This is a genomic window from Metabacillus sp. KUDC1714, from assembly GCF_014217835.1.
Lineage (GTDB): Bacteria > Bacillota > Bacilli > Bacillales > Bacillaceae > Metabacillus > Metabacillus rhizosphaerae.
On record NZ_CP055263.1, the window covers coordinates 1500494 to 1524466 of the forward strand.

The 23973-nt window shown below is 37.3% G+C and carries 21 protein-coding genes; 7 read left to right on the forward strand and 14 right to left on the reverse strand.

Features of this window, described 5'->3' with window-relative positions; genetic code table 11:
* Positions 1 to 16: 16 nt before the first annotated feature.
* From HUW50_RS07255 to HUW50_RS07320, 14 genes are all read right to left on the reverse strand, one after another.
* Positions 17 to 3214, reverse strand: coding sequence for a galactose-binding domain-containing protein (locus tag HUW50_RS07255; protein ID WP_066329612.1), 3198 nt, complete (start codon positions 3212 to 3214; stop codon positions 17 to 19).
* Positions 3215 to 3556: 342 nt separating this feature from the next.
* Positions 3557 to 4930, reverse strand: coding sequence for an FAD-dependent oxidoreductase (locus HUW50_RS07260; RefSeq protein ID WP_066329615.1), 1374 nt, complete (start codon positions 4928 to 4930; stop codon positions 3557 to 3559).
* Positions 4931 to 5049: 119 nt separating this feature from the next.
* Positions 5050 to 5721, reverse strand: a complete 672-nt coding sequence (locus tag HUW50_RS07265) for a YesL family protein (protein WP_066329619.1) — start codon at positions 5719 to 5721, stop codon at positions 5050 to 5052.
* A 201-nt stretch (positions 5722 to 5922) separates the two neighbouring features.
* Entirely contained in the window at positions 5923 to 7119 is a 1197-nt protein-coding gene (locus HUW50_RS07270) for a glycoside hydrolase family 88 protein (protein ID WP_066329622.1), read from the reverse strand.
* A gap of 27 nt (positions 7120 to 7146) precedes the next feature.
* Positions 7147 to 8712 (reverse strand): extracellular solute-binding protein, encoded by a 1566-nt coding sequence (locus HUW50_RS07275; protein ID WP_083964522.1) that lies wholly within the window; start codon positions 8710 to 8712, stop codon positions 7147 to 7149.
* A gap of 387 nt (positions 8713 to 9099) precedes the next feature.
* Positions 9100 to 9969 carry a carbohydrate ABC transporter permease gene (locus tag HUW50_RS07280; RefSeq protein ID WP_066329623.1) on the reverse strand — a complete coding sequence of 290 codons (870 nt, stop codon included), beginning with the start codon at positions 9967 to 9969 and terminating at the stop codon, positions 9100 to 9102.
* Positions 9970 to 10950, reverse strand: coding sequence for an ABC transporter permease (locus HUW50_RS07285; RefSeq protein ID WP_083964523.1), 981 nt, complete (start codon positions 10948 to 10950; stop codon positions 9970 to 9972).
* Between the two features lie 374 nt (positions 10951 to 11324).
* On the reverse strand, positions 11325 to 13595 hold the full coding sequence (locus HUW50_RS07290; protein ID WP_066329626.1) for a helix-turn-helix transcriptional regulator: 2271 nt from the start codon (positions 13593 to 13595) through the stop codon (positions 11325 to 11327).
* 1412 nt (positions 13596 to 15007) lie between these two features.
* The gene (locus HUW50_RS07295; protein ID WP_185653802.1) at positions 15008 to 15565 is read right to left on the reverse strand and encodes a DUF5381 family protein; all 558 of its coding nucleotides are present in this window, start codon (positions 15563 to 15565) and stop codon (positions 15008 to 15010) included.
* A gap of 214 nt (positions 15566 to 15779) precedes the next feature.
* On the reverse strand, positions 15780 to 16337 hold the full coding sequence (locus HUW50_RS07300; RefSeq protein WP_185653803.1) for a DUF5381 family protein: 558 nt from the start codon (positions 16335 to 16337) through the stop codon (positions 15780 to 15782).
* Between the two features lie 13 nt (positions 16338 to 16350).
* Positions 16351 to 17148 (reverse strand): hypothetical protein, encoded by a 798-nt coding sequence (locus HUW50_RS07305; RefSeq protein ID WP_066329628.1) that lies wholly within the window; start codon positions 17146 to 17148, stop codon positions 16351 to 16353.
* A 9-nt stretch (positions 17149 to 17157) separates the two neighbouring features.
* Entirely contained in the window at positions 17158 to 18405 is a 1248-nt protein-coding gene (locus HUW50_RS07310) for a glycine zipper domain-containing protein (protein ID WP_066329632.1), read from the reverse strand.
* Positions 18406 to 18624: 219 nt separating this feature from the next.
* A complete protein-coding gene (locus tag HUW50_RS07315; protein WP_157094332.1) occupies positions 18625 to 18792 on the reverse strand; it encodes a hypothetical protein in 168 nt (55 codons plus the stop codon).
* Between the two features lie 32 nt (positions 18793 to 18824).
* A complete protein-coding gene (locus tag HUW50_RS07320) occupies positions 18825 to 19127 on the reverse strand; it encodes a WXG100 family type VII secretion target (protein WP_066329634.1) in 303 nt (100 codons plus the stop codon).
* Positions 19128 to 19746: 619 nt separating this feature from the next.
* On the opposite strand from HUW50_RS07320, the gene HUW50_RS07325 reads away from it, so the two are divergent.
* From HUW50_RS07325 to HUW50_RS27485, 7 genes are all read left to right on the forward strand, one after another.
* Positions 19747 to 20250, forward strand: a complete 504-nt coding sequence (locus tag HUW50_RS07325; protein ID WP_066329637.1) for a hypothetical protein — start codon at positions 19747 to 19749, stop codon at positions 20248 to 20250.
* A 91-nt stretch (positions 20251 to 20341) separates the two neighbouring features.
* The gene (locus HUW50_RS07330; RefSeq protein WP_066329640.1) at positions 20342 to 20899 is read left to right on the forward strand and encodes a PIN domain-containing protein; all 558 of its coding nucleotides are present in this window, start codon (positions 20342 to 20344) and stop codon (positions 20897 to 20899) included.
* 199 nt (positions 20900 to 21098) lie between these two features.
* Positions 21099 to 22100: a D-cysteate sulfo-lyase gene (locus HUW50_RS07335; protein ID WP_066329646.1), complete on the forward strand. Its 1002-nt coding sequence runs from the start codon at positions 21099 to 21101 to the stop codon at positions 22098 to 22100.
* A gap of 379 nt (positions 22101 to 22479) precedes the next feature.
* Positions 22480 to 22992, forward strand: a complete 513-nt coding sequence (locus tag HUW50_RS07340) for a sigma-70 family RNA polymerase sigma factor (RefSeq protein ID WP_066329649.1) — start codon at positions 22480 to 22482, stop codon at positions 22990 to 22992.
* Between the two features lie 113 nt (positions 22993 to 23105).
* Positions 23106 to 23324, forward strand: coding sequence for a DUF1659 domain-containing protein (locus HUW50_RS07345; protein ID WP_066329655.1), 219 nt, complete (start codon positions 23106 to 23108; stop codon positions 23322 to 23324).
* Between the two features lie 50 nt (positions 23325 to 23374).
* Positions 23375 to 23593 (forward strand): DUF2922 domain-containing protein, encoded by a 219-nt coding sequence (locus HUW50_RS07350; RefSeq protein WP_066329656.1) that lies wholly within the window; start codon positions 23375 to 23377, stop codon positions 23591 to 23593.
* A 143-nt stretch (positions 23594 to 23736) separates the two neighbouring features.
* Positions 23737 to 23805, forward strand: coding sequence for a hypothetical protein (locus HUW50_RS27485; RefSeq protein WP_396652622.1), 69 nt, complete (start codon positions 23737 to 23739; stop codon positions 23803 to 23805).
* The last annotated feature ends 168 nt before the right edge of the window (positions 23806 to 23973 follow it).

The window sequence follows — 23973 nt, forward strand, 5'->3', positions numbered from 1 at the left end:
CAATCACCTTGCCATCTTACATTTCTATTTGAGGTGTACGATCGACAAAGCTGACGTCTACTTCATTGATACGAGCAATCGTGTCATTCGGATCTCCATTCCCCCATGACGGACTGATAAATATGAACCGGATAGAGGTTGTCTCGATTGTATCAAAGTTCAGCAGTGTGAATTGCTCCAAGAAAGCATCCTTGTCGTTATCTCTTACTTCCGCCAGCTTCTTCCATTCTGAACCATCTAAATATTCAAGATCAAAATCCTTCACATGCCAGCCGGCAGAGCCAGTAACCGGCACGTGTCCACTCCATAGCTTTACTTGGTTGATCTTTTGCGGGGATGTCCAATCCAACTTAAGAAAAGGGGTCTGTGTTCCGCTGGACAACCATCTGGTAGATAATTTTCTGTCCACTACTCTTTCTTTTACATTGGTACCAAGCGTGGAATCAACCGACAATTGAGCAGTTACTGCCAGGTTATTCGTCACGATCAACTTGATTGTACCGTTCTGCGTTATTCCATCCAATGTAGCTGTTACCTTAATCACTGCATCACCTTCCTTTAATGCTGTAACTACCCCGTTGCTGTCTACAGAAGCAATCTCTGGTGTCAGACTCTCATAGACAATCGCAGCATCTTCTAAAGAAGTATTAGATCCAGTGTTCATTTTTCCCGATACATGTAAGAGAGTTGAAGTATTCGGTGTAAGTTGAGTTTTATCCGCAGATACTGTTACACTGGCCAATTCGACAGGTGGATAAGTTTCCACCATGAGGTACGGTCGCTTATCACTGTCTGCACCATTGTACAGTTGAGTAAGATAACCGGTCAGCGCTGGATCTTGGGCGATGGCAAGCGATACCGTCTTATCGCCAGCTAATTGATCTTTCACAAACAAGGTAGCGTCGAATACATACCAAGAATCGAAACCGTCATCTTTAACCTGTATTGTAGACAGATGATCGCCGAGTGCAGGCTGGGTATCGTCGGAATCCCACATCAAACTGTTTCCACTCCATAAATCATCCTCGACACCGTATAAGGAATTAGCTACTGTCTTTTTCTCATTTTTGCTTTCCAATGTTCGTCCATAGACGTACAGTTTCGCCGTAGCAATCTTTCCACTTAGTTGACTCAAATCATATTTCAGATAGGTTCGAATCGAACTGTCATCATCTCCGCCTTTGATAAGTAAATCGGATGTATCCAGAGGGGACGATGCATTTTTTTGGACGCTTGCAGCTTCAATAGCAGACAGCTGTTTAGGGATAGCCACACTGTTTATATAATCGGTCTCATTATTGCCGCTTATCTCATTACCAGACAACAAAATATTGGTTCCATAAGATATGTTAACACCGTTGGTATTGCCCGTTACACGATTGTTCTGAATGACGATGTTCTTTGGAATTCCTGCTCCATTACCCGCGTTCCCCGGATCTCCTTTATCTTCTAATGCGATAATACCCCAGAACCCATTCGCTGTATTGTCATAAATCTTATTGTTTTTTACAATCGTTCCAGGTGCATTCTTAAGACGAATCCCCTGACTGCCCTCTTTGGTGAAATGGATGATCTTATTGTTCTCTATAACGGTATTGGGAGAGCCAAGATATACTTGAATACCGTACCGATCCACATTCTCGATCACATTATTATGAATATAGTTGCCCGGACCTGCTGCATCATGTGTTGCACCAGGATTGCCTACACCGATAGCCGCTTCACCGCCGCCGACAATATGGTTGAACCGAACCTCATTCATATATTCGTCTTCTCCATGAAAGTCAATCGAATCTAACGCAATGTTCTTATATTTGTTGTTTTCAATGAGATTATTATGGGTGTAGAATTGCATAAGTGTTCCATGACGCAGATAAGGTCCGATAAATCGATTATTGCGCACAACATTGAAGTAGGAATCGTCTTCTCTGCCTAGTCGGCTTTCTTTGGGCTTACCTTCTATGGAAACGCCGTAGCCGCTTCCTCCTTCTGCAACATCTGTTGCATTCCTGAATAAGGAGTTTTCCACAATTACATCATGACTATTAATAATCACTACACCAATGCGCTGGAATTTTTCAACTGTTAGATGGTCAAGTGTAATATTGTAAGAAGGCTTCCCGCTAGAAGATGTAATGTAAATTGCTTGTTTAGGCCCGCCTCTGTCAGGGTTGGCAACCTGAGTGTTGGTGGAATATTTGAGGTTCCAACTTGAGGTCAGGGTCATATTACTGATTTTGATATTGTTCTGCGCTGAAATCCGGATAATAATCCCATAATTAGTTGCGTGTTCTCCGAAATCGTTCGCATGATCAGAAACTAGAAGAACGCCATCTTGACTTTCTCCGCGTAATTGGACACCTGATTTCATTGTCAAGTGGGAGACACCATCGTTAGACATGCTGGATAATTGATAATGACCATTAGGAAGATAGACCTCGTCGCCAGGCTGTGCTTTATCCAGAGCCTCACGGATGGCTTTAGCATCATCCTCGCCGTTATTGGAAGGATTCGCTCCAAAAGCTACGACATTAAGTTTTCTTCCCTTAACCGCTTGCAGCTCATGCGGTTTGTGGGGCGTGCCGTCCGCATAGTAAATACCAGGCTTGGTTGGAATTGGGGCATCTGGGTCTGGCCCGGTCGGAGGTATTTCCAAATTGTTTAGAACGAACCCATCTTGATGAGGCGGGTACACTTGAATTTCAGTGATGCTGGTCCATTGGTTCTCACCACGTCCTACTACTCGAACATAACGGGCCGTCACAGTCTCGAAGCCGAATGCCTCCAATTGAATCGTCGTACCGCTACTGGTACCGCTGTATACCTTAGTCCAGTTCGTTTGATCGTTAGATACCTCGATATCAATCGTTTTAGTACGATTATCGCCCCTGTAGAAGGCTACACCTAGGTATGAAACCTCCTTCTGTGAACCCAGGTCAAGTTCAATCCATTGTCCGTCACCAAAGACTGACCAACGAGAGGTGATATCGCCGTCTATCGCATACTCTGGTATATTGGAATCGCTGCCGCTAGCACGGTATCCGACAATCGGCAGTTGATTTACTGGGTCACTGTTGCTGGCGGCTACCTCATCCTCGAACATAATCGGGTTTTCCACCGCATGGACCTGTTCTGCCCTTATACCAATGAAACTCGTGATCAGTATACCTAGGGTCAAGATAAAGGATATTGGTCTCTTGACACGTTTTCTCATGTTCAGTACTCACTCCCTCAATAAATAATAAAATAACAATTGTGAATTTATCCCCAATTACTCTTAAGGGCATACGAGTAGTGCGATGACAAATCTGGATTATAGCAGCGTGCTTATCCGTAAAAATAATAGTGAGTTTGGTAGATTTGCTACTAAATAATCAATACACTCCGAAAAATGGTGTTAAAAAACTTCTAAATTCTTAAGACCATTACAATTCAAAGTATACTATTATCCTCTTCATCCTTTTCTTGAAGAAAGACTTGCAAGTTTTTTAATATTTCATGTCTCCAGGAATATTCAACATTTCTTTTCTTTTCTCTTCTCTTAAAAGTAATTAAACTAGTTAATTACCTTTTTAGACGGCTCTATCTCTAAATAAGCTCCCTGTTCTTGTAAGATACCCTGTAATTTTTTAATGTTAAGTTCTTGAACCTTTACATTTTCTCTTGCTGCAATTGCAGCTGCAACTCCTCCTGCCTGCCCAATTGCTCCTGCAGTAGGCGTTGTTCTTACGCCAGCTTGTGCTTCAAAAGTGGCAGAAAGACACCTTCCTACAACAATTAAATTGTCAATTTCTTTGGAAACAAGAGATCTATAAGGTATTCCATAAATCCCTCCCCATTCTAGTTTCCTATGTGAAGTGCCTTCTCCATCCGGACTATGAATATCGATTGGATAACCTGAGTGAGCAATAACATCATAAAATTTACGTTGTTCTAATAAATCTTCTGCCTTTAACGTATATAATCCCTCAATTTGCCTTGAACTTCGAACACCAATCGAAGGACCAGTTGAAACCACTACAGCATTTTCAAAACCAATCATATAGTTTTTCATAAAATACTCAAGTTCCCGGCATTGTTTTCTGCCTTCAATTTCAGCATTGCTTAAGCTCCAAGGGTCTGTACTGTCAAAACCTAATAATCTAGTCGTATTAAAGATTACTTCTCCAGGGTTATTGGTTTCAAAAAACAAGACATCCTCTCTTTTTATCGTGATGTCCCCTCTTTCTTTAGCTTCTTTGAACTCTTTTAAATAGCCGACAACAGATAGTCGCTCAACTTTATTTAGATCATCTAGGTTTTCTGGTACCCTTGTAAAATTTTCAGGGTTTTCCTTTATATATTGTTTAACTCGATTGATATCTACGTTTCTAACTTTCATTTTTAATGTCATGGGTTGCGATGCACCATCAGTTTCTCTTCCTTTGGTAAACTTTACACCTGACCATGCAGCTAAATCTCCGTCACCGGAAGCATCTATAAAAATCTTACCGCTAATTTCGGAAAGTCCGGCTTTATTACAGACTTTTATCTTTGTTATTTTACTTCCTTCTTTTATGACTTCAGCTAATACTGTGTGGTATAAGATTTCGGCACCACTTTCAACTAACATCATTTCTAATTCGTGTTTCATTGCTTCTGAATCAAATGGAGTGATTGAGTAAGTGTAATTAGTTAAATCCTTTATATGTCCAACAGATTTCCCAATTTTTTTCAAGCGTTGAATGATTTCATCCGTAATTCCTTGAATAGCTTGTTTTTTTCCTGCATGAAAAGTCATCATCGGACCTACTCCTGCAGCTGTTAGCATCCCCCCTAAAAAACCATGAGATTCAACGATTAATGTTTTGGCCCCTAACCTTGAAGACCCTATTCCTGCTACCGCACCAGAAATACCCCCACCTAAAATGATCACGTCAAATTCTTTCATTTAAACACTCCTCAAGATAATAAAATTTACTACTAGACAAAATGTTAATTATTACATGACACATACAGAAACATATTTTTTGCATGTCCTTCCATTCTTCAACTCGTTGTCAAACATGACTAACCTAGTGCACGATACCTTCCCTTAACTGGCTTATTGCTCCTTACCGTCATCATTGTGTGACATTCCTTGTCTTCGATCGCTAAATTGGCGATCCACATAAGTGCAAATGCAAGGTAACTAAAGCTGAAGAAAGGAAGGAGCCCCGGAATAGCCTCCATGAGTAAGGCAAAACAAAACAAGATAAAGGTCATTGAAATCACATGAAAGGGATAAGAGATCGTCATCATGAACGAAACCTTAAATAATTGGATGACCTTTAGATCATAATGAGTAAAAACTGGAGCGATAAAGAACAAAGTCATCAAATACAATAAGCAGATGGCAAACATGAGTAAAAAGAACACCATCGAGGCTGTACCGCTCTGTGCTTGGAAAAAACGCAAGTAAAAATAAAGAATAAAACCAACAGCAACAGAAATACCTCCAACAACATTCGCTTTATAAAAATCTTTTTTATAAAGTTGCTTAAACGCAGGGAAAAGGGCAATGTCAGTCTGTCCGCGAACCCACTTTCTTGTTACAGCAAACATCGCAAATGTCGCTGGAAAAAAACCGAATCCGATCAACCCTATTACAGTAAAAATTGCCCATAAGAATTGCAGATATACTAAGCGTGAAATCCACTCCATTACTGTATAAATGCCTCCAATTATACCTTTGTCTGCCATTTTCTTCTCTCCTAAAAATAATAAAAGTTTACACAGGGATTTTTGGCTCTCACGTATCCAGCTCTACCTTTTCCCATTTCTAACCACAGAAAAAGCTTCCAATATCAAAACCTTCCTAATCTTTAACTCTCTATCGTTCCCTTTAAGAAAAATGGCTGCCTCAAATAGATTCTGAGGAAAATTTAAGGCAGCCATATGTTATTACCAGTACATTTTCCAATCCTTCAGTAATCGAACGAGCGCTTCCATGTAGAAATAGTCGCCCCAAATGCAACATTCATCAACACCTGTATTTCTAGGTTTATGGTAGACTGCGTGTTTTAAAACTCCATTAGCATGGGGTTCATCTTTTGTTGTGTAGTGTTCAGCAAGCGAATGAACAATATGCAATGCACTATTTTCATAATACTCTTTCATACCATCAGTTAGAGGTAGCCTTTTACTCATTTCAAGTAAGCCGCAGACGGCAATGGCAGCAGCAGAACTATCTCTTTCTTCTTCTCCTTTTGTAAAGACTAAGTCCCAATAACAGACGTGATCCTCTGGGAGGCGATTAAGAAAGTAGTTTGCTAGTTTTTTGCTTAGGTTGATAAATGTTTCATCACCTGTATAGTGATAGCTGAGGGGGAATCCATACATTCCCCATGCCTGCCCTCTTGCCCAGCAGGAATCATCTGAAAACCCTTGATGAGTGTTGCCGTATAGAGGTTTTCCCGTCACTGGATCCATATAAAACGTATGATATGTTGAAGAATCTGGACGAACAATATACTTAGCTGACTGCTTTGCATGATGATAAGCAAGTTGACGATAGGTTTGATCACCTGTTACTTCACTTGCCCAATAAAGCAGGGGCAAGTTCATCATACAATCAATAATCATCCTTCCGCTTTGCTTGGGATCTGTTAATTCTCCCCAAGCTTGAATGATTCCCGCATTTTCAGAGTAGCGAGTAAGAAGTAATTCAGCTGCTTCAAGTGCTGCTTCCTTTCCTGGATTCTCTCCCGTTAATTTATAAGCACTGACAGATGAGAGACTGTACAAAAACCCCAGATCATGGTGGTTCACGACAATTCTGTTCTTAATTCTATCTTTAAAACTATTAACATGTTTTTCAGCCACTCGTCTGTATTTTTCTTCACCGGTATATTCATAACCTAGCCAGAGCATTCCAGTCCAGAAACCTGTCGTCCATTCGACATTCTCTATCGCTGAATAAACTAAATTCTGGCTGCTGGCACTAGGAAATTGAGATGTAAAAGCCTCCAGGTTCTGATCGATTTTAAAAAGCACATCATCTAGTGCCTTTTCAATAAAAGCACGATCTACAGGTGGTCTCGTTGAAAACCTTTCTTTTCTTAAGAGACTTTCATCTACGACTTGTTCGGTTTTCTGCATCTTTGTTACCTCCTACTCTATTTACTATCATTTCTCCGACGATCGATTATACGCTTTTTGATGGAGCTCAATATATTCCTCGACACCAAGATTTTTTAGTTGATTCTTAAATTTCTCATAATCTATCTCTTCGGCACCCATGACCCATTTTTGCATCATTTCATCTCGGTAGGTTTTTAAGTCTGCTGCAATTTCAATAATCTTCTTTTCTTCTTCTTCAGTAAAAGTGAAAGGTGGCAGCGGCTCTGCAAAATAGTTATTGGCAGTGTATTCTTCTATCCCTTTTAAGGCAATCGGATTTAACCATTGCTTTTCATACTCAAAATCCTGATGATAAGAAAAGAGAGTTTGGGATCCATGCTCATGCAAAGTCGTTGGAACATCTGGAGAACTCAAAATTTCATCTTTAAATACAGGTTTTCCATCGATTAGATCGTAAGTTTCTCCTTCTACTCCATAGTTCATCAAGCGTCGTCCCTCTTCTGTATAAAAGAAATCAAGATATTTGATCGCTTTTACTGGATCTTCTGTTGAATAGCCAATCGCTATTCCTGCTTTGTCTCCATATGGATCACGGACGGTAGGTTCGACTTTTTCACCTTCCGTATTTTGAGGAGGAGCAAATGTTTCAAATTTAAACTCTTCTACCTGATCTTTTAATAAATCGTTATAACCTGCCGTGCTTCCAAACCAATCGTGTGTCATACCTCCTTGATTATTGCCTAGTAAGATATCTCTAGCCTTTGCCCCTCTTGTAAAGATCTCTGGATCAATTAACTTTTCTTCATACCAATTAGCTAATCCTGAAAGGGCAGTACTATATTTTTCTTCATATGGTCCGTATTGAATTTTATCTCCATCAAGATAGAGGTCATTATGAGCCCCCCATAAAATCGTAAGGTCTCCCAAACTTTCCGGAATTCTTGAAAAATAAGGAATCTCATCTTGTTTACCATTTCCATTTGGATCTTTTTCTTTAAATGCCTTTAACACTTCATATGCTTCTTCTGTCGTTTGCGGGGTTTTAAGGCCAAGCTTATCCAACCAATCTTGTCTAACGAACCATCCCTTCTGCGCCTTCCCATCTGCTATAAAAGGAATAAAATAAAGATTTCCGTCAGAAGCTGTAGCAAATTCTTTTAAGCCTTCCATCTCATCAAGGTATTTCTTAATGTTTGGAGCATGTTTCTCAATTAAATCATCTAATGGAAGAAACGCCCCTTCTTTCCCATACTTCGTTAAATCAGCTTTTGTCCCATGAACAAGATCAGGAATTTCTCCTGAAGCAATCATCAAGTTAAAAGCTTCCTGACTATCTGTTGAAGTCTTTGGAGCCACTCCTTTCAAGTTGACATTTGTTAACTCAGCTGCCTTCTTAAACGTCGTCCAATCATCATTAAAAATAACCTGGCCATCAAAATGATGAAGGTGAATCTTCAGATCAATTGGTTCCTTAGATACCTGAAACCCCGTTAGACCTTTTTCACTTTCTGAGTTTTTATTAGCATCCACATCACTTGAAGCACTATTATTCGAGCAACCTCCAATTAGTAGCATAAAAATGGAGAACAAGATCAAAGCGATTTTTTTCAATTTTACTCCCCCCAAAAACTTAATTTTTAATTTTGGATCTTTTCTAAGAGATTGTTGCTTTTAAAACGAAAACTGTTTCAGGTTGATTGGAGCGGCAGTGCGAGACTCCTGCGGGAGTAGCGGGACAGGTGAGACCCCACAGGCGTTTACGCCGAGGAGGCTCACCGCCCGCCCCGCGGAAAGCGAGCATCTCTCGCTGCAATCAACCACACCATATTACTTGGTAAATAGCAACAAAGTTTGCGAAAACAGCCTTAATTTTTGTTACGTGTATAAACAATTAGGAATTTAATAGAAACAATGAATTCTGTTTTTAGTATAAAAACGAAAACATAATCCCAAAAACGTCATAGATAAGGACATTACTTATTTAGTAGTTATCATTCTCTACTCTTTAATCCCGCCAATCATCGTTCCTTTTACAAAATACTTTTGCAAATACGGATAGACCAATATGATCGGAATAATCGAAACAATTATTGTCGCATATATCACGGTCTCTGCAGAGTATTGAGAGGTTGTATCCAGTGAATTAGCCATTTGTTCCTTTACACTCATATCAACAACCAATTTTTTCAATAGCACCTGCAGAGGAATTTTACTTTCATCATTTAATACAATCATTGACCAGAAGTAGCCGTTCCACCTGCTTACCGCGTAAAAGAGCCCGACTGTTATGAGCGCTGGTTTTGATAAGGGCAAGAAGATTTTCCACAATATCTGCAGATCATTTGCTCCATCCACTTTTGCCGACTCTTCCAAGGAATCTGGTACTGATTGAAAAAAGCTTCTCATTATAAAGACCAAAAACGTTGAAATAGCAAAGCCTACAATGATCGCTGTCCGAGTATCAAGTAATCCCAGATCTTTTAAATTCAAGTAGGTAGGGATAATTCCTGCATTGAACCACATCGTGAATGCGATAAAAAAAGCGAAAAAGCTGCGACCTTTTAGTCGTTTTTTAGAAAGCGGATAGGCCCCACAAATCGTAACAAACATGCTAAACAGTGTTCCAACTACCGTGTAAAAGATTGTATTTCCGTATGCTACCCAAATTCCAGGCTCCTCAAGGACCAGTTTGTATGCTTCAAATGTTATATCTTTCGGAAATAAGAGCACATCTCCCTTAAGAACGGCATCAGATGAACTGATAGAAGCAGACAGGACATAAATGAATGGGTAAATGCAGATAATGGCAATCAATCCGACAACAGTATAAATTATGAAATCGGGTATTTTACTTCCAAAACTCTTCATTTACCATAAACCTCCGCTCTCACTGAATCTTTTCGTTATTTTGTTCGCTATGACCACTAGCACTAAACCAACAACTGCGTTGAATAAGCCTGCTGCTGCCCCGAGCTCATAGTTTGCTCCTTGCAAGCCTGCCCGGTATACGTATGTGTTAATGACATCAGCTGTTTCATACGTTGCGGGTTGATAGAGCAGGATAATTGCCTCATACCCAACCTCCAGGAAGGTTCCGATGTTCAAAATAAATAAGATTAAGATCGTCGGGATTATCCCCGGCAAGGTGACATGCCACATTTGTTTCCATCGGTTCGCCCCATCCATTTTGGCTGCTTCATACAACTGTGGATTGATCCCGCTGATTGCAGCAATATAGATAATCGCGTTGAACCCTACATCCTTCCAAATATTCATCCCGATAAAGATAGATCGGAAGTATTCTGGATTGGTTAAAAAATAATTTTTTTCTCCTCCTAATTTTTCAATGATGATGTTGACTAGGCCGTTTGATGGCGAAAGAAAGTTGGTCACTAGTCCTGCTACAACGACTATTGAAATGAAATAAGGAAGATATGTCGCCGTCTGGGTTATCTTTCTGTAGGTTGCCGATTTAATTTCATTAAAAAGAAGAGCTAAAATAATCGGTGCCGGAAAGGCAAATACTAAGGTGTATAAACTAATGAGGATCGTGTTTTTTAACGTTCTAATAAAGTAATCGCTTTCAAAAAACTGTACGAAATGTTGAAATCCAACCCAAGGACTAGCTTCAATCCCCTGAAAAATACTGTAATCTTTAAATGCAATCTGAAGTCCATACATTGGGCGGTATAAGAAGATAATGTACCACGCAATAAACGGGATCAACAATAAATACAAATATTTATCACGGATGATTGTTTTTTTGATTCTCTGAAGGCGCGAAAGATCTGCCTTATGAGTAATTGGCGGCATATGCTTTTTCTCTTCAGATTGAATTTGACCATTCATACCTTTCCTCCTTTCCTTTTTTTAATCTGGCTGACTGATTTCATTGATTATCCTAACTTTAAATTGATCATACCCCTGATTACTATCACCAGTTCTTTGTTTTCATCACGTTTTTTTGCAAAATCATAAGAAATGTAGATGGATCACAAATAGTATCGATAAAGTGAGATTTCATTTATCTAGGTTCTCCCCCACTGAATAGCAGCGAAACTTATCACATATAAAATGCCACGGCCTAATGTCTTCGCCTTACTTGGACATCCTGTCCTACTTCGGATCTTTACGGGCAGTTATCTCTTTCTTATCTTCTTTACTTCTCATAATCTTGTGCCATTAGGCTTTACTGCCCGTTAAGACTAGAATAAATTAGTCACTTAAGATCCTTTTTCATATTGACCAGGGGAAAGCCCAACATATTTTTTAAAGGTTCTGATAAACGTATTGACATTGTTAAAGCCGACCATGCTTGCTACTTGACTGATTTTCACCTCTTGTGCCGACAAAATCTCCTTTGCTTTCTTCACTCTGTACATATTTAAATATTCTTTAAAGTTTTCTCCTGTTTGTTCTTTAAAGACTTTACTTACGTAACTTGAGGTTAAATTAAAATGTTCAGCTAAATCTGAAAGAGAAAGATCCCTGTGAAAATGATCATGAATAAAGTTCATCAGTTGATCAGCCACTGTCAAATCTGCTTTTTTTGTTTGTTCTTGAATGTTTTCCAGAAGCTCCCCGAAAAGACTAGTAATTGTCTGTTCAAGTTTTTCTTTTCCGCGAATCACTTGAAGTCTTCGATAGACGGTTTCATCTTCACCAAAGATTGTCCTTTCTGCCTGATTAGTCTGAGATAAAATTCGATGAATGGTAGCAAGTATTTCAAATACCAAGCTTCGGAGTGCAGATTCATCAAGCTGTCTAACATGAAGATTATCATTTAAGACGTTTTTCAAAATGGCCATGGCCTTCTCCTTCTGACCTCTACAACTAAAATTAATCAAATCTTTCTCCATCTCGAGTGGGTAATAGTAGCTCTTTTGCTCAAAAGTCCCAATATCTTCTGTTGACACAATGTTTTTTCGATCAATCGCATATCTGTATTCAAGCAAGTTTCTTGCCTGTTTATATCCTTTTTCAAATTCAGAAAGTTCTGCAACCGGATCACTGATCGCAATAAACATTGTTGCATGAAGGCGTTCATCCCTCCCTGATTTAAACGAATTCAACCAATCGCGAATTCTCTGCAAATTGGTTTCACTTGTCAGGATTGCGAGTTTCTCTACTTCCATTTCAATCATTTCGTAAGAGGTTTCCTTTTCTAAATGTTCTTTTAAATAGGTTAGCAGCTGTAGCTTGATCGTCAAAATCTCTTCAGGTGTGACCGATTCTCCCCACTCCTTATAGTTGGTGAATTCAAAGAGGATAACCCTTCCTTGTTTCAACTCGGCAAGACCGTATTGCCCCGATTTCTCCTCCACTTCCTCTTTCTCAACTAATCCAAGAAGTAAATCTTTCATGAATTTTTTTTTCAACGACAGTTGGTGATGATCGATGGTAGAAAGCAGTTTTTCGTTCATTTTTTTCATATTGGTCGTTATTTGCTGGATAATAGCAAACTCATCTCCATCAATACTCTCTTGTCCATCTTTCAATACACGAAGAACTTTTTTTACAGGCTGATACGTATAATTGACAAACAAAATTTGAACCACAAGACCAGCTAATAAAAATAGTACATAAACAGGCAGCGAATCCATTAGAAGCCCGGCAAACGATGTTTCGGTTATTTGTTTCGGCGTAATATAAAGATACTTCCAATCTTTTAACACTTCTGAGGATAAGGATTTAATCTGAAAGTCTGCAGCCGTTATTTTTTGATATGAAACAGGCTCTTCCTTTGAAGGTTCTAGTTGTTTTAATCGATCCTTAGTCAAGATGTCTGTAATCGAAAGATCATGAAAAAATGTTTGATGACTTGAAATGCGGTTACCTTCTACAATAGCAAACCCTCCCTGATCAACAGGATTTAGAGCAGGGTACAGGTTTTTAGTATAGAAGGAAAGAAAAAAGACAACGTTATTTCCTTCAGCTATCCGCTCTTTTTTCAACAGGGTAATATACACGTTATCTTTCTTTTGATTCATGAGGGTAAATAATTTATACTGCTCGAAGCTATTGTTTTTTTCCGCTAAATAGTCAACCACCTGTTGATTCTCTTCTTTATTCAGACCAAGCTGCTGAAAATACTGTTCCTGATTAATCGTCATATCAGGTGTCACAATCAAATCTTCATCTGCTTTCATCACACCTAGCTTATACTCAAACTGGCTAAAAGCATTCGAATTTTTCTGCAGTTCCTTGTACAACTCATTAACATAGTAATATTTCAATTTTTCATTCCTATTTTGACTAAAATTCACAAACGCCTCCGTTGACTTGAGCTGGTTAATCCCGCTCAACGCCACCAGCAAACGATGATCCACTTTTTCCTTCGTCTGTTTCAAAAGCTCCTTCTGACTCTGTTCTAGCTCGAAATTCGTAAACTCCCGATTCTTTAAATAATAAACAAACGACAATGCAGCCGTATATACAAAAATAACCGCCATCATACATACAAACAACTTCCAATAAAATTTCCTCTTTCTCACCGCTTCTCCCCCTGATCAGTAGTTACGTCTTCTTTTGAAATTCCAATTGGTCCAAACCAAATCCTTTAAATTCACTCTATATTCCTATTGGAGTGTTTTTGCTCATCACCTAAAAAGGGTTATTAAAACAATTATGTCAAGTGCAACCAACGTTAAGCGATAGTAGCCGCCAAAGGAGTGGCCGAAGCTACTCCGATTTGAACTCATTCACCATTAAATGGTTTTAAACCTAGTATAATGTTGCGGTCTATACGTGTATTTTTGTAAAACATCTACACAAAGTATAATCCCTCCCACAACTTCGATTTGCCTCATTATAATTCCTTCTTTTATTCATATAGGGAAAGGCTTGAGGTTATCACATGTTTGTCCGTTAAAGACGCCACTCAATCCTTTAGTATAAGAAGTTATATATTCCGATCAAAGCAAAGTTCATGTTCAGTCACTTAACTGCATTTCTTTGGATGTGACTATCCATTTAGTTGGCACTACCTTGAGATCTGATGGCATCGGACAAACAGGAGTTTTATCAAATAGGGTGTATTGCCTAATAGGAGGCTTCCCAACGGTTTAATGAAGATAAGGGGAATTTTCAATCATATGTCTATTCCTATATCAGTGACCTGATGAAAACAGTCCTTACAAGAGAAAGGAGAAAAATGAATAGGCAATGCCAGCTTGAGAACGATGGAACCTTGAAGAAGCAAGAGAAAGTGATTTTATCCCCATGCTATTAGATTCGGTTACCTGAGGACATTTCCACCCTTTTAACCCAAATCAAAGCAAATGGATTAAAGCGTACTGTCTCTATGGGAAATTGCCAGCTGACATTGCAGAGGAGGAAGGGTTATCTGTTTATGCCGTTAAAGCTTGGTGCAGGGATACGATTGCTAAGTTAAAGAAGAATTTAAGTGAGGGGTTTGAGAAATAAGTAGCATCTATACAAAGGTAAGATTTTGATTAATAAAGCTGACGTTCGGCTGTATTTAAAAATACTGGAAAGGAGCTGGTTAACCGTCTGATTGGCTCACGTTTGAAACTGATCTTCACGATAAACCATGAAAATATGGTGTTTTTATGGTTTAGCAAGAAACATCCATCCGTACATGAACTTTGAACCTTTGATTTTGATAGAATTTCCTCCTGTTTTTATATTAATCAAACTTTTCCTCCTACGAAGGTAACTGTACTGCCAGAAATGTAGAGGTATCTGTATCTGAAGGGTTTACTGTGAGGTGCATTGTTAGACTGATGAATCTTTTATTGAGGGTAAAGCTGAATTCTTCAGTATTTGTTAACAGATTAACTGTTTAATTGACTCAAGATTGACACAGGTATAAACCATGAAAAGATATTATTTTCACAGTTTATTACCTGTATTTATACAGTGTCACACCTTGAGGAAATGAAGGTTAATCAATTTTTTGCTCCTGCCGCTCGTATTTAGCTATCTTTAGCAATTTATCTAAATCCACCTTACGATCCCATACTTTTCTGGCGTTTTCTGTCATATAAGGATAAATATATTGATCGACCATCATTTGATATCCAAGATCATCAAGAATATTGTAAGTACGAATTTTGATTTTCTTGTCATCAAAGGTTTCAACGACAACATCATTGATCAAATTCAATGGATTTCTGACTAAATCAATATTACGGATATTTTTAATAAAAACTGTACCTTTTTTCGATTTTATTTTGCCGTTTCCGCCTTGGACAATCGTTAACAGCACCTTCCCTGGAATAAAGCCTGGGAGTGACCAAAGAGTTAGATAAAGGTAAAAAGGCGTGAGTATAATACCGCCACCAAGGTAAAATAATGAATATTTGGAATTGAATTTTAGCCCGTGTATAATTAAGAAAATACATGCAATTAAAAAACCTAAAGTCGCAAGAAACATCCACCAGTACATGAACTTTGAACCTTTTATGTGGACGACTTCATTTTCTTTCTTAACGTTAACCAAACGATGCACCTCCTAAGCTGAAAGAATCTTGTTCGTTACGAATAGTTGCTTAATAGATGCCTCATTTGCTGTTTGAATAGTCAGGTCAAGTCTGTTGTCCCTTGTCGCTAGCCAACATTCATTCTTTCTCTAGTAGAAAGATCATTTAAAAACCCTCGTATACTCCAACTGTAGTGAAATGGAGTCAAACTTGACTAAATAAAGTTAATGAACGTTAATCAATATTCTGCTCCTGCCGAACGTATTTAGCCACTTTTTGCAATTTATCCAAATTCACCTTACGATCCCAAACTTTTCTTGCATTTTCTGTCATATAAGGATAAATATATTGATCAACTACCACCTGATAATCCAGGTCATCAAGTAAATTAAAGGTGCGAATTTTAATTTTATTGTTATCGAAGGTTTCTATTACAATATCATTTATTAAATTTAGAGGATTTCTCACTAAATCGATATTACGAATATTTTTAATAAGGACTGTACCTTTCTTTGATTTAATTGTACTATTCTCACCTTGAATAATCGTTAACAGGACCTTCCCTGGAATAAAACCTGGAAGTGACCAAAGAGTTAGGTAAAGGTAGAAAGGAGTGAAGAGGAATCCACCACCAAGGTATAAAATAGAATACTTGGAATCAAATTTCAAACCATGTATGATTAAGAAAAAACAAGCAATTAAAAAACCTAAAGTCGCAAGAAACACCCAACCGTACATGAACTTGGAACCTTTTATATGTATGATGTCATTATCTTTCTTAACGTTAACCAAACGATGCACCTCCTTAAGCTGAAAGAACCTTGTTCGTTAATAATAGATTTTTAATAGATGTCTCATTTGCTCTTTGAATATTCAGATCAAGGTTGTTGTCCCTTGTAGCAAGCCAACATTCATTCTTTCCTGGGATAATAAAATAAAGATCCATTAGTTCAGGGTTATTATCTGAGTCATACTTTAAACTTAATAAACTATCCATTTTACCGTTTCTAGTAGAAATGTCATTTAAAAACTCTAGAATACTATTAGATTGACCCTTTTTGCTTCCCCATTTCTGAGCAATCGATTCTGATAAAGAATGAGATTGACTAACATCCTCTAAAAGTTCTTCAAATTCTTCACTTTTTAACTGAAAAAGTACTTCACTTTGCTTTTCTAATGTATGGAAATTGAAAAAACTACTTATAACTGAAATGATTTCTTCATCTGGCAGCTTAGAAATAGAATGTACTTGATTGTCGTACAATACTTTATGTAAATAAACCTCTTCATTTTTATAATGAAAGGAGATACTTTCTTCTCCATTTAAGTCAGACTGATGTTTAGAAGCCTTTACGGTACTTTCTGCATAATTTAATGTATGAATATAGGAAGCAAATTCATCCTTTAATTTATATTGGTTATGAACTTCCTTTATCATATCTTTTGCTAACAAAGAACGAGAGGCAACTTCTAGCATTAATTTTAACTCAGATTCTTGAAGCGTTGGAAAATAGGCTTCTTTAATAGACATTCCTTGTTCAAATAAACCTTCACTATAAAATGAAAAAATTAACTCTTCAATACTTAATTGAATGGTATTCATAGGTCCTCCTTAAAAAAATGACAATTTATCGTCAAGAAAATCTTTTGCTCCATCGACAAGAGAACTCGCTGTTTCTTTTGCTTTCGATATCCCCTTACCAATATCTTTCACCTTCCCTATTGGGTCAGCAATTGTATCCTTAATTTGATCATTTACAAAATCAACACCTTTATTAATTCCTTCAACAACTTCCCCTGCTTTTTCCAAACCACCTTTAATCGTTTCAAGACCAGCATGTATCGGTTCTTTTAAAGCTATAGCTGCTTTCTCTGCTATCCCTGCAGTAAGTTTAGCCGCTTGCTCTCCAACAAGTCCTCCTACAAATGAACCTGCAGCAGCTCCTACAACCGTACCAACTGGACCTACTAAACTTCCTAGAGCCCCTCCTACGAATGCCCCCGCAATCGAACCTCCAGAAATCGCTACGGTATTATTCACTGCATTTCCCACGGCTTTTGCATTTTCGCGCTTTAAGACCTCTGGATTATTTCCGTATTTTGCATAGTTTTCAGAAATTTTCAGGCCCATTCCGCTTGTTTCCATTACTCCTGTTACTAGTACTGCACTAACAGCATTGGTTTTTGCAAATTTCGCTCCCGTCTTAACAAATGATTTAAACGTTGTCGAGTCCAATGTTCTATGCTTAATCCCTTCAAATAAAGCCTTTGAACTATCTGTATACTTAACAACATCGCCAGGAAGATATTTAGCAACTTTTTTATGAACTAAATCAGAAAATGGCACATCTCTATATTTTTTTAATAGATTTGTTGGACTTAAATAAGCTCTTGCTACATTACGAAATTTGGAATTATCAACGACATCAGAAAGTTTATTTAGGGCATTCATATGTCTATACATATACACATCATCGCTATTTTTCATAAATTGAGTAAAACCCAGCCCATAAAATGCTAGCTGTTTCGATGCTAAAGCACCCATCGCTGTTAATGCTCCATACTTCTCATGCAGTTTATAAAGTTGACCGACTAAGTTATCGGCATCTGAAAATTTATTTGCTGTCATTCGAAGGTCGATCTCCATTTCACTTAGAAGATCAGCTAATTGATTTCCCGTTCCCCACGGATCCCCTACTTGATAAAAACAATGACTATACTCTGCTGGAGCACTGCTAATTAGGTTGTAAAGCTCCAAATGAAGATCCTTGTATTCCTCTTCAACTTTCGACAATTTCGAGACAAGCTCATTTGCTAAATCTTCTAAACGGTCTGGATCTACTGAAATTTTATTACCCACTCTTTCATCCTCTTTTCTTTTCCTATATATAGGATTTCATCTAAATACTTTGAAAAAAGTAATGTCCCAATATCATAATCTAAAACGGCAAGATAAATAGATCGACACAACCAGGTACCCAATTGTCATCCATTCCTTTCTTGCCATCAACTTCTTTTTTCTTTTTATACTTATTACGAACCATTTTTTTAACCTCTACTTTAGCGGAAATAGATCGTCTTAAAAAAGACTAATTACTTGTTGCGCCAAAACACCAAATTGAATGAACAAAATAAAAAAATCACTGCAGCCAGGAAGTGAACTACCATCTTTACTTTTCTTATTTTTATCCGGGAGGACCCAGCCTTCCTCTTCCAAACTTTTCCTATCCCTATTTTTCGGTTTCATATGACACCTCTATAACCTTATTCACTTTATTTCTACTCATCCCTCATACAAGCAAGCCGCTCTAACTCTCTTTGTCTCTCAATCTCTTCTCTCACTCTGTCAACATCATTTGCTGCGCTTTCTAATTCTTTACTGATCTGATAAAGATTGTCTGAATGTCTTTGAAATAAAATACCTGCTTCATCAAGCATTGAATCAAATTTTTTTCGTGCTTCTCCTGTCCATGTTGCCGTATTTGTATGTACACTCTGCATTAATTTTGATTCATCTAATTTTAACGTTTCAGAAGATTCCTGGAACACTTTTGCTAATGCTCTGACTTTTTCCGAATTCATAAAATCCACCTCATTATGAGTTAACTTACTTTTCTATTCATCGTCAATTTCATTTCCAATAAAACACATAGCTAAGTAAATGTTACTATAATTACCAGATCACTTCCATAAGTCTCCAGTAGTGAAATTTGATATGAATATAGGAAGAATGTTTTATTTTATTAACCAAAATTTTACAGAGTGTAATCGAAGAATTGCCTTTATATAACTATCTACTGCTTATGTTTACTTTGAATGAACTTTTGATTTTTTTAAAAGTGTACTGTCTAATTGTGAAATTACAGCTGACATTGCACAGAAGGGAGGCTAAAGCCAACCTCATATTCAAAAGATTAAAAGGTTGAAAATATGAATACCCTTCGTAAACATTACTTATATACATATATATGGTTTAGATAATGATTATCTATTAACAAACTAATACAGTTGTCTTTTTTAAATTGAACAAGTGGTAACTCAGTTGTTATGAGGTATTGTTTTACTATTTATTTTGCACAGGCAAGTTCAAGTTGTTTAAAAATTGACTTTTTGTTAATAATAAGAATAAGTTTCGTATGTTTCGTATATTTCCCTTTTTTCGAACATATATTATAATGGAGGTGTGGGAGGGATGATTATTATGTTAAAAACTTTAACTCAAACCCAAGTACAAGTACTTGAAGAAGAAGTAAAAGTAATTGAGAGCGATAAAGTTTCAAGGTATATTTACTTTCTAAGAGAACAACAAAAACTAATTGACCAAATGACCAATACTGAAATCGATACAATAGAAAATTTAGTTACAAAAATAAACTTTGTTGAAGAAAATAGAAATGTTATACCAGACTATTTATCTACGATGGATGTTTCTTGGTTATTAAGCATTTCCCCTCAAATGGTAAGAAAGTATTGTCAAGAAGGAGTAATTAACGCTTGGAGAACTATGGGAGACAGAGGCGAATGGCGGGTAGAGGTAAATCAATATAAGAATCACCCCAAATTTGATGAATTGTTAGTTAGGCTAAGAGAGCACAAACAAAAGAATAGACAAACACTAGAAGCCATAAAAAAACTCTCAAACTTAGACGAATATCACACAATGTTCGATGAAATCGAAAAAAACAAAAAGCATTTTGAAGATTAATCACCCTACTCACTCCAATTATTGGGGTGATTTTTTCATTCCAAAATATGATATAATTTTCCTAGGAAAATTATGGTGGGGAGTGTGCTTTTTGACAAATTTTTTACTTGATACAAATGTTTTAAGATACAGTGCTGGTAGTTCACCCCAATTAAGCCCATTTGTACAAGCCTTCTGGCAAAGTACAGTACTAGACAAGAATCATACAATGTATGTAGGCGACGAAACAATACGAGAAATTGAATTACAGAGTTTTCGAATACCTGAAACAGAATTGGAACTTATACTATACCAGCTAATTCCCTCTTTAATAGAGGTTAAATACGTCCCATCTGTGCAGCGTGAACACGAATTAAGACAAGCTATTGCCTATGCTCTAAAGACTTACAATCTACCATTGCCTAACGGAAGTATAATCCGAAACAATGTTATTCCATCAATAAATGATGCAAGATTAATGCTTACAGCTCTCGATAATGATTTAACAATTGTTACAAACAATATAAAAGATTTCATTTTTTATCAGTGTGTAGGTAATGACTTATTTGATCCTGTAAATAACATTCCAGTTCCTCCATTAAGTACGAGTTTATGGAATCAACTTCAAGCTGATACTATATTCAAACAGTTTGTGACTAAGATACTTTAAGTATATTAACTCTGTTAATTATATTGTTTGTTATTTCTGAAATTATTAGTAAAATGCATAGACCTTTATATTTTACTTAAATCCACCCTTACTATATTCAATTGCATCCCTATTCTATCATGCTCTACCAAACTATTAACTTAACAATCTTCGACATATTTCGAGTGGTGACAGGCACCCAAACAGGAGGACATTACATATGAACTTATCTCAATTCCCCAGACGAAAATACACACCATCCCATACACCTATCGAGAAATTAGACAATTTATCTGAAGCTCTTGGCGGCCCTACGATTTATCTAAAACGAGATGATTTACTTGGACTTACGGTTGGTGGAAATAAAACAAGAAAATTAGAGTTTCTTGTTGCCGATGCTCTGAAAAAAGGTGCAGATACATTAATTACATGTGGAGGCATTCAATCAAATCATTGTCGCTTAACACTAGCGGCTGCAGTGAAAGAGAAGATGAAGTGCATTCTTGTCTTAGAAGAAGGTCTGACAAAAAGTTCTGAGCCTGACTTTAACGGTAACTATTTTCTTTATCATTTACTAGGCGCTGAAAATATCAAGGTTGTCCCAAATGGAACAGACTTGATGAAAGAAATGCAGCAAGTAGCAAATGAAGTCAAAGAGAAAGGACATCACCCTTACATCATTCCAGTCGGTGGATCTACTGCCATTGGGGCAACAGGGTATGCCGCTTGCTCCCAGGAGATTTTAGCACAGTCATTTGATCAAGGCATAAATATAAAGTCAGTCGTTTGTGTAAGCGGAAGTGGTGGAATGCACGCAGGTTTGATCACTGGATTTTCTGGAAGTCAAAGTAATATCCCTGTAATCGGAATAAATGTAAGCAGAGGAAAAGCTGAACAAGAAGAAAAAGTATACCAGCTTGTGAAAGAAACCTCGGCACATATCGGAATTTCACATCCCATCCCCCGTGAGGCAGTTACTTGCTTTGATGAATATGTCGGACCTGGCTATGCTCTCCCTACCCCTGAAATGGTAGAAGCCGTCCAGTTACTAGCAAAAACAGAAGGAATTTTACTCGATCCAGTGTACACTGGTAAAGCTGCAGCAGGACTAATTGAACTCATCTCAAATGGCTACTTTAAGCGCGATGATCACATTCTATTTATTCACTCTGGAGGATCACCTGCTTTATATGCAAATACCTCTCTTTTTTATGAAAACTAAAGTGAATGATCATTGTATTTAGGTAGTTTGTAATTTGATGCAACATCCGTGGGACGTCTCACGTATAACTGTTTGCGCAGTTATGCAATATGTGAGGCGTCTTTTCCTTTCTCCAGAATTTACAATACAAGGTCAATCACCTACTGAGTGAATGGTTACTGACCCCCAAAACTCCAATACTCAAACAAAAACCCCAATAGCACCATCATCCCAATAAACTCCCAATCAATAACCTAGTTATTACTAAGAAATAATCCTCTTATTAGGTTAATCTCTCCTGTTATCTACCCCATATCGAAATTTTCTCATAGATAAATAGACTGATATTCTCAAATTACCGCGGAATACTTAAGAATGCATTCTTAAAAAGGATTCTTATATGTATGAAGATGAGAAATTTGAGAAGCTGCATGAACAATTTGAACCAATGATTTATCACATAATGAAAAAGTTAAAGATTTACAAAGATAAAAACGAGTTTTATCAAATTGGCTGTATTGCATTATGGGAAGCTTCGTTACGATTTAATGAAGAAAAAGGGGAATTTAAGTCTTATGTTTATTCCTATATCCTTGGTCGAATGAAAGCATGGCTTACGAAAGAGAGGAAAAAACAGGAGAAGGAAAATCGGCTCATGACTGTTTCACCACAGGAAGAAACAAGCGAAGATGATTTTAAACATCTACTATCAGACTCTAATATTGAAAGTATTTCCTCCCTTTTGACTTCAAATCAAAGCAAATGGTTAAAAGCCTACTGTCTTAAAGGCAAAACACCAAGTGAAGTTGCAAAGGATGAAGGAGTATCAATATCTGCAGTTAAAGCATGGCGTAGGGATGCGATTACTAAACTCAAAAAGCATTCTATTGAGGATCTTTTGGGAATCAAGTAAGACCAAAGGTTAGCAACAGAAGCTAGTACATCCATTATTTATAAAAAAATATCAATACTACGCTACTCTACTTACCCTTTCTATATATATAAAGGGTGAAAGGAGGTGAGAGCATGGCAGTTGCAACATTATTAGATACTCAATTAAGCCTAGTGTTTAACATGGGAGTAGACGAGAACGGCAAAGACATCTATAAGCGTAAAAACTACAACAACGTCAAAACATCAGCTACACCTGACCAATTGCTTCAAGCAGCACAAGCGATTGCAAGCTTACAAACAGAAACACTAACATTCGTTGAGCGTAATGACACAAATCAAATTGATGCGTAACATCGTTTAAAGGAAAACAAACCAAATGAGGAAGGAAAGGAGGGAAAAAAATGGCGAAAACATTAGAGCTTCAATTTTTAAACACAGCAGGGAAAACAGTGAAAATCAGTGTGGACTCTCCTGTAGAACCAGTTGATCAAACTGCATTAAATGCAGCAATGGATCAAATCTTAGCAGCGAATATTTTTATTTCAACTGATGGGGAATTTGTATCGAAGAAAGGTGCAAGAGTTATTGACCGTAATGTAACGGAAATTGCGCTTGGGTAACTTAAATAGGGGCTGACACGTTTTTCCCTGTCAGCCCTATTTATAAATTCAATTGAAAGAGGTGCAAATAAGATGGAACAATGGTTAACAATGATTAGTGATGTTGGCTTTCTATAATCGTCACACTCTATTTACTAAATCGGATCGAAAGCAAGCTCGACACATTAAATCACTCGATCCAAATGCCTCCTACGCAATTGCAAAAGGGATAAGTATAATGAGGGATCCTATTTGTGAAATAGGATCCCTCATTATGTTACTTAAATTATATCTTTATTTGTTTTAATAAAAAGATTACTAGTTAATATAAGCTATTCAATCACCGATGTTTCATAAAAAGAAAGGAGGACATTCTTGTAAACAAAAAAGAACAAACATAC